The sequence below is a fragment of the Psychrobacter sp. 1044 genome (assembly GCF_904846525.1).
In the GTDB taxonomy this organism is placed as follows: Bacteria; Pseudomonadota; Gammaproteobacteria; order Pseudomonadales; family Moraxellaceae; genus Psychrobacter.
Genome location: NZ_CAJHAZ010000001.1, coordinates 186,790 through 200,264, shown reverse-complemented (window position 1 = coordinate 200,264; position 13,475 = coordinate 186,790). Strand labels below are relative to the sequence as shown.

The following is a 13,475-nucleotide window of genomic DNA, read 5'->3' as shown; positions in this document are numbered from 1 at the left end:
GCTAACATAGCAGACGCTTTTTTATTTCTAACGTTTCAATATTCTATCACTTAAAAAACACGATTAAGACCATTTAGTGCCGCCACACGATACGCTTCTGCCATCGTTGGATAGTTAAAAGTAGTATTCACAAAATACTCAAGTGTATTATTACTCTTACACTTCATCACGGCTTGACCAATATGGATAATCTCTGAAGCATGGTTACCGTAGCAATGGATTCCTAAAATCTCCAACGTATCACGATGGAACAAAATCTTTAGGACACCTGAGCGTTCACCAATGATTTGTGCTCGTGCCAAATGCTTAAAGAATGCTTGACCCACTTCGTATGGGACTTTTTCGTCGGTTAGCTCTTGCTCAGTTTTACCGATACAAGAAATTTCAGGAATCGTATAGATACCAGTTGGCACGCTTGACACTGGTTCTGCATCGCTATCACCAACCATAAATGCCGCCGCACAGCGTCCTTGGTCATAAGCGGCAGAAGCCAAAGATGGCCAGCCAATCACATCGCCTGCCGCATAGATATTTTCGATTTCAGTACAATAGGTATCATCAACTTTTAATTGACCACGGCTGTTTGCTTTTAGACCAATCGCTTCTAAGTTTAAACCTTCCGTATTACCTGAGCGACCATTTGACCAAAGAATGGCATCAGATTTGATGCGCTTACCACTCTTTAGATGCAAGACGACATAATCGTCATGCGTTTCAAGATGATCAATCTCTTCATTACTACGAATCAATACGCCAAATTGTCTAAAGTCATGCGCGATAGCATCGCTAATCTCGCTATCGAGATAACTGAGCAATTGATTTTGGTTATTAATCAAATCAACCTTATAACCAAGACCCGTAAAGATAGAGGCATATTCACAACCAATCACGCCCGCACCATAGATGATAATTTTTTTGACCACATAATCCATTTGCAAAATTTTATCAGAATCAAAAACGCGCGGATGGTTAAAGTCTAAAATTTCAGGGCGATAAGGACGACTACCAACCGTCACGATGGCTTTATTAAAGGTAATGGTTTCAAAGACATTGTCATCGGTTTCAACACGCAAAGTATGAGCATCAATGAAACTTGCCCAACCTTGAATCACTTCAATGCGATTGCGTTCATAGAATCGTGTGTGCGTACTAACCTGATTGCGAATGACTTTTCGAGCATTGGCAAGCACTCTATTTAGAGGAACTTGCTTGTACTCCATCGCCTTGGTAAACATAGGATCACGGCGAAAGTTAATGAGGTTAAATACCGATTGGCGCAGTGCTTTACTTGGGATCGTGCCCACATGGGTAGAGTTACCACCTACCTGATCACGTGGATCAATGACCACCACTTTTTTGCCAGATTTAGTCAGTTTCATAGCCGCCGCTTCGCCAGCAGGACCTGCTCCTAAAACGACCGCATCATACTCATACTCGTGATTATCGCCTTTTAAGCGACGTGAATCTTTCGTATAACCAGACTTGATATCGATTCGCGTATCATCGAGCGGATTAATAAGATCAGGATGGTGCATGACATCATCAGTGACCTGCTCATGGGTTTGTTCAATATTTTGTTTTTTATTTTTGCCTTCAGTATGCTCAGGATTCGGCACGCGACCACTTTCTTTATTTGATACTTCGGTATGAATGTCCTTACCAATATCATTGGTCGCGTCGCTTGGTTTTTTAGTTCCCATCGTGTCCTCTTTACATTTACTTATTTATTTGATTTTTAGACTGTGTATGAATCAATAATTGCTTGAGTCAAAATCACACGACTAAGGCGTGCCCACCATACGTTGTGACACAATATTTTGCAGTGTCCAATGCCCAGTCGCGCTTTTCTGTCCCTCATCAATCTGCGGACGCGCACTAATCACATATTCTGTGCCAAGGCTTGGTTTAAAGTCATCAATCCAATCATAAGGTACCTGAAACACGCTGCCATCTTTACTTGATTTGGCCAGTAAACACTGCATCGGTAATGCTGAGGCGCAGGCCACACGATTGGGCATAATTGTTAGCGTTTGCGCTTCACCCAATACGATGGTTGGGATATAACGTGGCTCAGGCACTGGCTCACGTGAAAAAGGTGACGTTTGGCAAGCACTCAGTAAACTGACCGCACTCAGCAAGCTGGCCAATAATAAAGGGGTCTTGCTAGACTTATAAGATGAACTCATAATATTCTCTATGTGATAATGAGATGGTATTAAATGATTATTAATAGTGATGCTTTAAATAATGGTTCTTTTTTGAGCAATCGTTATTGCTAAATAATTAATTGATTCAAGCAATTCATTGATAGCTCATATTTTATTAGCCGATACGGCGTTTGAGACCCGTCATCTGCAAGATGCGCGTAGCGATTTCTTCAACGGACATCTCAGAGACATCAAGGCTTGGAATACCATGCGTGATATAAATCCCTTGTATTGCCCGCTGCTCTTGCTGACATTGCTGATAGCTCGAATAACGACTACCCGCACGGCGCTCTTGACGGATTTTCACCAAGCGATCAGTATCGATCAATAGACCGAACAGCTTGTCTTTGTGCTCGCGCAATGCTTTTGGTAATTGATTATCGTACAAGTCATCTTCGGTCAAAGGATAATTTGCTGCTCGAATACCGAACTGTAAGGCTAAGTATAAAGAAGTCGGTGTTTTGCCTGAACGTGATACGCCCACCAAAATAATATCGGCCGCATCATAATGACGCGTACGCGCACCATCATCATTGTCTAAAGCGAAATGCACCGCGTCGATACGTTCTTTATAAGTCTCAGAATCCACATCGTCGTGTGCATGACCCGAATGTCCGTCAGGCTCCACACCCGTTTCTTCAGCGACGCGACCTATCAAACCCTCATACATATCCAAGTTACAGCTTTGGGCAGAATTAATCTTTTCACGAATATCAGGGTTAACAATCGTATCAAAGACTAATGGCAATAAGCCATCTCGTTGATACGCCATGTTGATTTGCTCAACAGCGTCCTCTGCACGCTCTAAGCTATCGACATATGGCAACACTCGTGTTTCAAAAGGTACTGAAGCAAACTGACTCAAGATAGCGCGGCCAAGTGTCTCCGCGGTAATTGCTGTGCCATCTGAGATAAAAAACGCGGTTCGAACGGCTTGAGAGCTGTCTAAGTTTAGTGCGTTGCGATTTTGAATAGTGGGATTCAGTTGTTCAGCTGGATTACTTGAGTACATAACGTTGGCACCTCGATTGAAAACACAATGGTAATCTTCATTTGGCTTTTATTTTTGATCGGCTTTAGACTTGATTTTCAGACGTAATTTTCGTTTTGTATAAGCGCTAATATTGCACATTTATATCAGGATAAACCGCTACTATTGATGCTCTACATTATACGCATAATAGCGGCCTAATAGAAATCAATGTTACAGGCGTACACTTAGAAAGCCACAGTGCCCTTAATCTTATCATGCCGATTAATAACCATTATTGTGCTGACTGGTTACTCATACTAGCGCAGCTTTACCTGCTATATATAAAGGCAAATATTATAAGAATATCCTAAAGCTCTTCTGTTATTTATTTTAAATCCCCTATTTATCAACTGATTTATAAACATATCTTGATAATTAGAGTGATCTTTACTCGCATTTTTACGTCATCTCAAAAATAGAAAAATGAATAACCTTCTACTAATTATGTAGCAAAGCCCACAATTTGTATCTTTTTGACAAAAATATTGGTTCAACCCCTCGAAATTCTTCAAATATAGCGGTATAATTCACCGTTATAATCTTTACTAAATAACCTTATTTTCTGGAGTTATCATGGCAGCGCAATCTACAGCACTTGTAATCAATCTTGATCAGCTAGGAAAAGACGACATTGAAATGGTCGGCGGCAAGAACGCCTCATTAGGTGAAATGATCAGCCATTTGTCTGATTTGGGTGTTAGTGTTCCAGGCGGCTTTGCCACCACGTCAAATGCATTTAACCGTTTTTTGAACGAAACTGGCTTGCTTGACAAAATCAACAGCGAACTAAAAACGCTAGATGTTGATGATGTCAAAAAACTTGCAGAAACGGGTAAAAAGATTCGTACTTGGATTATTGAGCAAGAGCTGCCAAGTGATCTTGAGCAAGAAGTACGTCAATCGTTTGAAACGATGAGCGGCGGCGAAGACATCGCGGTTGCTGTACGTTCTTCTGCGACTGCCGAAGATTTGCCAGATGCATCATTTGCGGGTCAGCAAGAGACATTCCTAAACATTCGCGGTATTGATAACGTTCTAATTGCGATTAAAGAAGTATTTGCATCACTATATAATGACCGTGCCATCTCTTATCGTGTACACAAAGGTTTTGAGCATGAAGGCGTTGCCTTATCTGCTGCTGTACAGCGTATGGTTCGCTCAGAAACTGGCGCGGCGGGTGTGATGTTCACGCTAGATACCGAAAGCGGTTTTGATCAAGTGGTATTCATCACGTCAAGCTATGGTCTAGGTGAAATGGTTGTACAGGGCGCGGTTAACCCAGATGAATTCTATATTTCTAAGCAATTGCTAGCCAATGGTAAACCATCGGTGATTCGCCGTAACCTAGGCAGCAAGCATAAGAAAATGATTTACGGTGATGAAGGTAGCACCACTAAATCAGTGAAAACTGTCGATGTTGAAAAACAAGATCGTATGCAGTTCTCATTATCAACTGAAGAGCTAACCTCTCTTGCCAAACAAGCCGTAACGATCGAAAAGCATTATGGTCAAGCGATGGATATCGAGTGGGCAAAAGACGGCGATACCAATGAAATCTTTATCGTTCAGGCACGTCCTGAAACCGTTAAGAGCCGCCAAGACAGCAATGTCATGGAACGCTATATCATCGACACCACTAACGCTAAAGTATTGTGTGAAGGTCGTTCAATCGGTCAGCGTATCGGTTCAGGTAAAGTCCGTATCGTTAGCAACTTAAATGAGATGGATAAAGTACAAGAAGGTGATGTACTGGTATCAGACATGACGGATCCGGATTGGGAACCAGTCATGAAGCGTGCTTCTGCTATCATCACTAACCGTGGTGGTCGTACGTGTCACGCAGCGATTATCGCTCGTGAGCTAGGTGTTCCAGCCATCGTTGGTTGTGGTAACGCGACTGAGCTATTGGTTGATGGTCAAGACGTAACTGCTTCTTGTGCCGAAGGTGATACTGGCTTCATTTATGAAAGTCAAATTGATTTTGAAGTACAGACCAACTCTGTTGAGTCTATGCCAGAGCTTGCCTTCAAAGTAATGATGAACGTTGGTAATCCAGATCGCGCCTTCTCATTCACGCAAATGCCAAACGAAGGTATTGGTCTTGCGCGTTTAGAGTTCATCATCAACCGTATGATTGGTGTGCATCCAAAAGCACTACTGAACATGAACAGCTTACCACGCGAAATCGCACAAGCCATCCAAGAACGTATCGCTGGTTATGCCTCACCGGTTGACTTCTATGTAGATAAGTTGGTCGAAGGTATCTCAACGCTAGCCGTTGCCTTTATGGATCAGCCAGTTATTGTTCGTATGTCAGATTTTAAATCGAACGAATATGCTAACTTGCTTGGTGGTAAATTATACGAGCCATCAGAAGAAAACCCAATGCTTGGTTTCCGCGGTGCCAGTCGTTATGTGTCTGATAATTTCCGTGACTGCTTTGAGCTTGAGTGTAAAGCATTAAAACGCGTACGTGATGAGATGGGCTTGACCAATGTCGAGATTATGATTCCATTCGTTCGTACCGTTGGTGAAGCCAAAGAAGTCATCGAATTACTTGAGAAAAACGGTCTAAAACGTGGCGAAAACGGTTTACGCGTTATCATGATGTGTGAGTTACCAACCAACGCCCTATTGGCAGATGAATTCCTAGAGCACTTCGATGGTTTCTCAATCGGCTCTAACGACTTGACTCAGTTGACACTTGGTCTTGACCGTGACTCAGGTATCGTCTCACATCTATTTGATGAGCGTGATCCTGCGGTTAAGAAACTATTGACCATGGCGATTGATGCGTGCCGTAAAGCAAACAAATATGTCGGCATCTGTGGTCAGGGTCCATCAGACCATCCAGATCTTGCGTTCTGGCTGATGGAACAAGGTATCAGCTCAGTGTCGTTGAACCCTGATTCTGTACTAGATACTTGGTTCTTCTTAGCTGGTGAAGAAGCGAAGTAAGCCCTAACGTTCAGTCACAGCAGTAATTCACACAGTCATTAAAGAAACAATGATTAGGGGCTATTTGAAAAATATTAAATAGACCCTAATATTATGTATCATATATAGTGACTTAAGATATGACTAACTATGCAGGCAATTATGCAGATTTTCCTTGCTCGAAATAACGTACAAGCTGGTCCTTACAATTTGGAGCAGCTGAATATCATGTTGGCATCTGGTGAAGTACTGCTGGATGATTTGATGTGGCATGAAGGCTTAGACCAATGGCAGCGTGTCAGTAACTTGACCAATAATCAAACGGTTTATCGACCTACCAACCTTGGCAAGCCTCAGGTTAATGACTCTATTATCAATAATGTAACTGTTTTTCCTGAAGATAACGCTAGCAATAGCTCGGATAGCAAATCAGTTTCATTAGATAGATTGTATGGCAAGCCTGAACGTCCGAAAGACACGGATAAAAATGTGAAGGCTGACATGACCACCAATCGTCAGCACACACCGCACAATAATGTGTCACTAAACAAGGCTAATAGAAATAAGACTGCGTCTAGCAAAGACAAAGTCGTCGGTAATGTGGTACTTGCACCGATTATGTCGCGAGTATTAGCAACAGCCATCAATGGACTACTCTATCTACTGGCTATTTTTCCGCTAGTGATGGCATTGACAAAAATGGATGTAGATTATACCAAATTCCAAAATATCCAAGACATGGATGCGGCTTATCAGTATTCAATGACACTGATGGAGAGTCTTCCTAGTAGCACATTGATGATGTCGCAAGTGATGGTATTTGGCTTATTTGCGCTACAATTGGTATTTATCACACTGCGTGGTCAGTCACTCGGTAAGCTGATTACGGGTATTCGCGTGGTGGATCAAACCACTCATCGGTTGCCCTCTTTTACCAAGCTTATTGGTGTGCGTACTTTGTTATTGTTTATTATTTATAACTTATTGTTTTCGTTTACTAGCTTCTTAGGGTTCGTGATTATTGCTATTCACTATTACATGGCATCGAAAAGCCCTGAAAATATCGGCTGGCATGACAAATTGGCCAAAACCTTAGTGGTAAAAGCAGATAGCAGTCAGTTAGTGAAAGAACCAAAAATAAAATAGCTTGTTTATTAACAATCCATCTTATTATTTTGATAAAAAAGCAGCGTGATATCGCTGCTTTTTTATGAATCGAGCATTTCTAATTATTGTTATAATCTATTAACGGTGGCTCAGTGATTAACCTTTGTGTTAGTTGCTAAGTACTGTTATAATACGGCGCTTTATAAACTAAGCTTATTTCTTATTATTTTTCATAATAATAGCTAGAAATCGGGCTTACCTTATAAATCTCCTTGCTATTAACATAGGGTTAATAGCTACTAATCCGTAAGGAGTCATAATGCGACATTACGAACTGGTGTTACTTGTACACCCAGACCAAAGCGACCAAGTGGTCGGCATGGTTGAGCGCTACATCAAGTTAGTTCAAGACAACAACGGTGTTATCCATCGTTTAGAAGATTGGGGCCGCCGTCAATTGGCATATCCAATCAACAAGATTCACAAAGCTCACTACGTTCTTTTCAACATTGAAACTGACGGTGAAACTTTAGCTGAACTTGAAGAATTATTCCGTTATAACGACGCGATCATTCGTAGTCTAGTTATGCGCCGTGACGACGCTGTCACTGAAGAGTCGCAGTTAGCCAAGAATGCCGATGAAAAACGCGCACGCAAAGCAACTACTCGTCGTCCAGACAGTCGTGAAAACGATAATGACGACAACGACAACAGTGAAGACTAATTAAAGGAGAATACTCATGGCACGTTTCTATCGCCGTCGCAAATTCTGCCGTTTCACTGCTGAAGGCATCACTCACATCGATTATAAAGATGTTGAATTGCTAAAACAGTACATCAGTGATAATGGTAAAATCGTACCAAGCCGCATTACCGGTACATCTACTAAATATCAGCGTCAACTAGCTACTGCTATCAAGCAAGCTCGTTATTTATCGCTACTTCCATACACTGATAACCATCAGGGTTAACCGTTAATTTTAACTAGGAATGACTCATGCAAATTATTTTGTTACAGCGTATCGTCAACCTTGGTAAACTCGGTGAAACTGTCGATGTGAAACCAGGTTACGGACGTAACTTTCTTATCCCTTTGGGTAAAGCACTACCTGCTACTGCAGCTAACATTGAAAAGTTCGAAGCACGTCGTGCTGAGCTTGAAGCTGAAGAAGCGAAAGAAGTAGCTGTTGCTCAAGAACGTGCTGATGCGCTAACTGACGTTAATGTCATCATGCGTGCTAAATCAGGCGACGAAGGCAAGCTATTCGGCTCTATCGGTACTCGTGATATTGCTGAAGCATTGACTAACTCAGGTCTAGAAGTAGACCGTGCTGAAATCAAGCTTCCTGAAGGCACTTTACGTCAAGTTGGCGAATACAATGTTGATATTCAACTACATCATGACGTTACCGCTACTATTCTAGTTACCATTCTTTCTGAAGATGGCGACAACGAAGAGTCAGCAACAGAAGTTGAAGACGAGAACGAAGATTATTCAGAAGAGTAATTTTTTGAATACCTAGATCTAGTCTAAAAAAGCCAGTAACGTCATGTTGCTGGCTTTTTTGCGTTTTGCTATCGCGTTTAATTTATGATTTTATCAGGTATCTTGTGCAGTGATATATTCTAGCAACTATTTGTAATAAATAGCTTGGAAAGCCTATACTTAACAATAAGATACTACCTATAAAGTCATCTTTATTATTGTCACCTGAGTTGATATGCTCGTCGTATTTAATTGATAGATTTTATTTAGATAACGATAGGCTGCAATGACATGATAAATACTGACGACAAATTACGCTGTACCCAAGGTAATCACTTTTATAGCGAAGGTGAAATTTATAAGGTGGGTAGAATCGTTAATAATAAATACTTTCAAATCCTAACCGATAATGATGCAGACCACTGGTATGCAACACTGGACGATAGAGGCATTTATGTGAGCTTTGATTCGAACCTAGGATTAGCAGAAAACGAGAGAGCCTATTTTGAAAAAATTGATGAGCTACAAGCTGAAAGCTAGCAGCCTCCTGAACTATTCAAAAGCACTCAAAAGCATTCAAAATTTAAGAACGGTCAACATAATGGCCGTTTTTTTAATTAAATATCAATACGATTACAGGACAGATATGCGACAGAGCGCGGCCACTCAGCGGCTGTTTTCGGCACTGATTGGTCAGCAGCTATTATCTTGGCTGTACTTATCCAGCCTGCATGACCGATGACTAATATTGGGCTATCTTCTTGTTCAGCTGAAATATTAAGCAACCAACCTTCAACACGCTCAAATAGCTGCTGCAAGCTCTCTCCATAACTGGGCGCAAAATGGGCAAAATTGTTACACCACTCATCAATCTCTTGCTTGGTGATTTGCTGCCAATTCTTACCATCCCACTCACCGAAATGAATCTCAGCCAATTCAGGTGCGACTCGACACTCAAAACCACGTTGCGCTAATATTTGCCCGACTTTTAGTGAACGTTGTAAGGGGCTAACCCAAATTGTTTTTGGTAATTGCTGCAAACGCACAAAGCGCTCGATTTTATTGGCAAGACGTTTCAACTTACGTTTATCGACGCCGATATCAGTTTGTCCAATACAAATTCCTTCAGTATTCATCGGTTTGGGATGACGCCAAATATAGAGAATCATGAATGAGTATTGTCCTTGTTGACGATTTGATTTAAATAAAGGGTATAGAAGCAGCCAGTCCGATATAAATGGCGATTTCGCTAAGCTGCTGCGTCGCGCCGAGCCCATCGCCCGTGTAACCATCCAAGCGCCTGCGCAATAAACGTCGCATGTAGTCAGTGGCTATCAGCGCCAGTATCATGGCTAACAACCATTGAGCAAGCCCAATCTGCTGCATCGTATTGGGAAATATAAGTGCGACTAAAATAATAGCCAATATTAGCCAGCCACTGCTATATAGCCCTTGTATTGGCGTCAACTGCTGCGCCATCGGTTTGGCTTTTGCGTGTTCTATCTCTCCACCATAAGGCAGTAAAGACAGCAGGCTAATGCAAAGTAAACGCGACGCGGTATGTCCTAGGATAAGCGCGATGACAGCCATCGTTAAGGGCATCGAGGCAAGTAAGCTGATTTTGAGTAATAGCGCCGACACCAAACCTAATACACCATAAGTACCTAGACGTGAGTCTTTCATAATAGTCAGTGTGCGCTCGCGAGTCAGACCACCGCCGAGACCGTCACAGCTATCCGCCAGACCATCTTCATGAAAAGCGCCCGTCAGTTTAATTCCAAAAGCTGTGCTCAGCGCTGCAGCAACTAGGGGCGTAAATAACAGACTACCCAGCCAAAACATGCCAGCACAGAGTAAGCCCACCAGTAAACCGACTGCGGGGAAATGGCGACTGCTCTGATGCAACCATTGCGGATCGTAATGCTTAAATGGTGGTACTGATAATCTCGTTAAAAATTGAACGGCGACCAGTAACAATATCCATTCATGCTTTATCAATTGAGCAAGGGTTCGTCTAGGCAAGGATGGCTGATTTGATGGTTTGTTTGATGATTGTGACATCAGTTGTTTTGCTCACTGATACCAGCGTCACTAAAGCTTGCCATCTCATTGATAATGGCGCAAGCGGATTGCAACAATGGATACGCGAGCGCAGCCCCGCTACCCTCGCCTAAGCGCATGCCCATATTAAGTAAAGGCTCAGCATTTAATGATTTCAATAAATGCGCGTGCCCCGGCTCAACAGAATGATGAGCAAAGACCGCGTATTGAGCAACACCGGGCGCTAGGCGTCCAGCCACCAATAATGCGCTACTGGCAATAAAACCATCAATCAGGAGAATACGCCGTTCACTAGCAGCCTGAATCAGCGCACCCGCCATCATGGCAATCTCAAGCCCGCCCAATGCAGCGAGTACATCAAACGGTGCTTGTGCCTGTTGATGGCGCTCTAATACTTGCGTCAAAATATCCGTCTTATGCTCTAATCTTGCATCATCAAGCCCTGTACCGCGACCAATACAATCAGCAATAGACAAGTCGCCCAGTCTTGCGAGCAAAAGACTCGCTGCTGAAGTATTACCTATGCCCATTTCACCAACAATCAACAGATTACCCGCTAGATTCTTGACGACTTTCATGCCATTTTTTAGCGCTGCCAAACATTCTGTTTCTGTCATTGCAGGCTCTGTTAGCGCGTCTCGGCTACCATGGCGAACTTTATAATCTAGCAATTTTGGATGAGGAGCAAAGTCGGCATTCACCCCAGCGTCAACAACCTTTAACTCAATATTATGCTGGCGTGCCAATACGTTGATGGCGGCACCACCTTGCAAAAAGTTATGAACCATTTGCGCAGTGACAGCACTAGGAAACGCTGATGTACCATGCTTAGTTAAACCATGGTCTGCCGCAAACACTCGTATTTGCGCTTGCTCAATATGCGGTGTGATCGTTCCTTGAATCATGCCCAACTGCACAGCGAGTGCCTCTATTCGCCCAAGCGCGCCCAGCGGCTTGGTTTTTAGGTCTATAATCTGCTGTAGCTGCTGACGTAATTCATCATTTTCTATATTGGCTATAGTAGGCGCGGTAAATATGGTCAAGGTAGGCATCCTGATAATGGTACGTGTGAAGCAAAAAGCACATACTAGCAGAGTATCTAAGCTTTACCATGAATAAAATCAAATATGAGCCGAATAGATTCCCTAGCAGCTTGGATTTACTATAAAATATGCCCCTTTAAAAATCCATATACCTATTGATGCTGCTATTAATGAAATAATAGCTCAGTAGCAGCATCCACAATTATCGCTATCAACCCTACATGTAGAGACAGTAATGATCGTATTTTGGCTTGTGCTGACCATTCTTTTTATTATTTTTGCCACAGCAAAGTTAAAGTGGCATCCTTTTTTAGTATTGATATTATCAGCCTTTTTAGTAGCGCTATTTTACCAAGTGCCGCTTAATACTGTTGCTAAAACCATCTCGGATGGCTTTGGCGGTATTTTAGGTTACATCGGTCTGGTTATTGTCTTTGGTACTATCATCGGGCTAATCCTTGAAAAAACAGGTGCCGCCATTGTAATGGCAGAAACGGTCATCAAAGTTTTGGGACCACGCTTCCCTACTTTGACCATGTCCATCGTTGGTGCTGTGGTTTCAGTACCAGTATTCTGTGACTCTGGCTATATTATTTTAAACTCATTAAAAGAAACATTGGCCGAGCGTTTACACGTATCCAGTGTAGCGATGAGCATAGCCTTAGCGACAGGCTTATACGCAACTCATACCTTTGTACCACCAACCCCAGGTCCAATTGCCGCAGCAGGTAACTTAGGACTAGAGTCCAATTTAGGCTTGGTTATTATGGTCGGTGTGGTGGTGACAGCGGTTGCTGTACTGGCTGGCTGGTGGTGGTCTAATCGCTTCTTGAATGTCGCTCCCGACAATATCGACGCACTGGACGCGCCAGCAGCAACTTTGCCTGAAAACATGAAAACACGCGACGACTATAGCAGCATGCCGTCAGCAACAATGGCGTTTTTGCCTATTATTGTCCCTATCCTATTGATTTGCTTATCGTCTGTTGCGAACTTTCCAAGTGCACCATTTGGCAGTGGCACGTTGACAGATATTTTAGTGTTTATCGGCAATCCACTCACGGCATTACTGATTGGTTTATTCTTGTCTTTCTTGCTAATTAACACTGAGCAAAAAACACAGCAAATTAGCGACAGCATCTCTCAAGGTTTGGTTGTGGCAGCCCCTATCCTATTGATTACTGGCGCAGGCGGTGCATTTGGTGCCATGCTAAAAGTGACACCAATCGGTGATTATTTAGGTACGACATTGTCTGCGTTAGGGCTTGGCATTTTTATGCCATTCATTGTCTCTGCTGCGTTAAAAACGGCACAAGGCTCGACCACAGTCGCCTTGGTCACCACCTCTGCGATGATCGCCCCGTTATTGGATCAAATTGGTCTCGACAGTGAGCTTGGTCGCGTATTCTGTGTGATGGCCATTGGTGCAGGTGCCATGACTATCTCGCACGCCAATGACAGCTTTTTTTGGATTGTCAGTCAGTTTAGTCGTATGAGTGTGGCGCAGGCTTACAAAGCCCATTCTATGGCAACGGGTATTCAAGGCGTGACCAGCATCGTCTTTATCTGGTTATTAACCTTGGTATTTATTTAAAGAGATT

Annotated in this window: 13 protein-coding genes; 7 read left to right on the top strand and 6 right to left on the bottom strand. The window is 42.7% G+C overall.

Features of this window, described 5'->3' with window-relative positions; all coding sequences use genetic code 11:
• Positions 1-50: 50 nt before the first annotated feature.
• From sthA to JMX82_RS00825, 3 genes are all read right to left on the bottom strand, one after another.
• The gene (gene sthA, locus JMX82_RS00835) at positions 51-1,700 is read right to left on the bottom strand and encodes a Si-specific NAD(P)(+) transhydrogenase (protein WP_045452107.1); all 1,650 of its coding nucleotides are present in this window, start codon (positions 1,698-1,700) and stop codon (positions 51-53) included.
• Between the two features lie 81 nt (positions 1,701-1,781).
• Positions 1,782-2,186, bottom strand: a complete 405-nt coding sequence (locus JMX82_RS00830) for a DUF4377 domain-containing protein (protein ID WP_045446913.1) — start codon at positions 2,184-2,186, stop codon at positions 1,782-1,784.
• Between the two features lie 136 nt (positions 2,187-2,322).
• Entirely contained in the window at positions 2,323-3,219 is an 897-nt protein-coding gene (locus JMX82_RS00825) for a pyruvate, water dikinase regulatory protein (RefSeq protein ID WP_045446910.1), read from the bottom strand.
• A 594-nt stretch (positions 3,220-3,813) separates the two neighbouring features.
• Between JMX82_RS00825 and ppsA the strand changes: the two genes are divergently transcribed.
• The 6 genes from ppsA (at position 3,814) to JMX82_RS00795 (ending at position 9,310) form a co-directional block, all read left to right on the top strand.
• The gene (gene ppsA / locus JMX82_RS00820) at positions 3,814-6,198 is read left to right on the top strand and encodes a phosphoenolpyruvate synthase (protein WP_045452104.1); all 2,385 of its coding nucleotides are present in this window, start codon (positions 3,814-3,816) and stop codon (positions 6,196-6,198) included.
• A 129-nt stretch (positions 6,199-6,327) separates the two neighbouring features.
• Positions 6,328-7,323, top strand: coding sequence for an RDD family protein (locus JMX82_RS00815; protein ID WP_201538958.1), 996 nt, complete (start codon positions 6,328-6,330; stop codon positions 7,321-7,323).
• Between the two features lie 280 nt (positions 7,324-7,603).
• Complete coding sequence (gene rpsF, locus JMX82_RS00810) at positions 7,604-8,008, top strand: 30S ribosomal protein S6 (protein ID WP_045446907.1); 405 nt, start codon at positions 7,604-7,606, stop codon at positions 8,006-8,008.
• A gap of 16 nt (positions 8,009-8,024) precedes the next feature.
• Positions 8,025-8,255: a 30S ribosomal protein S18 gene (gene rpsR, locus JMX82_RS00805; RefSeq protein WP_010198808.1), complete on the top strand. Its 231-nt coding sequence runs from the start codon at positions 8,025-8,027 to the stop codon at positions 8,253-8,255.
• Positions 8,256-8,281: 26 nt separating this feature from the next.
• The gene (rplI, locus tag JMX82_RS00800; protein WP_045446903.1) at positions 8,282-8,791 is read left to right on the top strand and encodes a 50S ribosomal protein L9; all 510 of its coding nucleotides are present in this window, start codon (positions 8,282-8,284) and stop codon (positions 8,789-8,791) included.
• A 270-nt stretch (positions 8,792-9,061) separates the two neighbouring features.
• Positions 9,062-9,310 (top strand): hypothetical protein, encoded by a 249-nt coding sequence (locus tag JMX82_RS00795; RefSeq protein ID WP_055124252.1) that lies wholly within the window; start codon positions 9,062-9,064, stop codon positions 9,308-9,310.
• 77 nt (positions 9,311-9,387) lie between these two features.
• On the opposite strand, the gene JMX82_RS00790 is transcribed toward JMX82_RS00795, so the two are convergent.
• Genes JMX82_RS00790 through cobT form a run of 3 tightly spaced genes read right to left on the bottom strand, consistent with a single transcriptional unit; the run spans position 9,388 to position 11,883 of the window.
• The gene (locus tag JMX82_RS00790; protein ID WP_201538957.1) at positions 9,388-9,939 is read right to left on the bottom strand and encodes a histidine phosphatase family protein; all 552 of its coding nucleotides are present in this window, start codon (positions 9,937-9,939) and stop codon (positions 9,388-9,390) included.
• 31 nt (positions 9,940-9,970) lie between these two features.
• Positions 9,971-10,831, bottom strand: a complete 861-nt coding sequence (gene cobS / locus JMX82_RS00785; protein ID WP_201538956.1) for an adenosylcobinamide-GDP ribazoletransferase — start codon at positions 10,829-10,831, stop codon at positions 9,971-9,973.
• Complete coding sequence (gene cobT / locus JMX82_RS00780) at positions 10,831-11,883, bottom strand: nicotinate-nucleotide--dimethylbenzimidazole phosphoribosyltransferase (RefSeq protein ID WP_227676240.1); 1,053 nt, start codon at positions 11,881-11,883, stop codon at positions 10,831-10,833. Before cobT ends, cobS begins: the two co-directional genes overlap by 1 nt.
• Positions 11,884-12,109: 226 nt before the next feature.
• Between cobT and JMX82_RS00775 the strand changes: the two genes are divergently transcribed.
• Positions 12,110-13,468, top strand: a complete 1,359-nt coding sequence (locus tag JMX82_RS00775) for a GntP family permease (protein WP_201538954.1) — start codon at positions 12,110-12,112, stop codon at positions 13,466-13,468.
• The last annotated feature ends 7 nt before the right edge of the window (positions 13,469-13,475 follow it).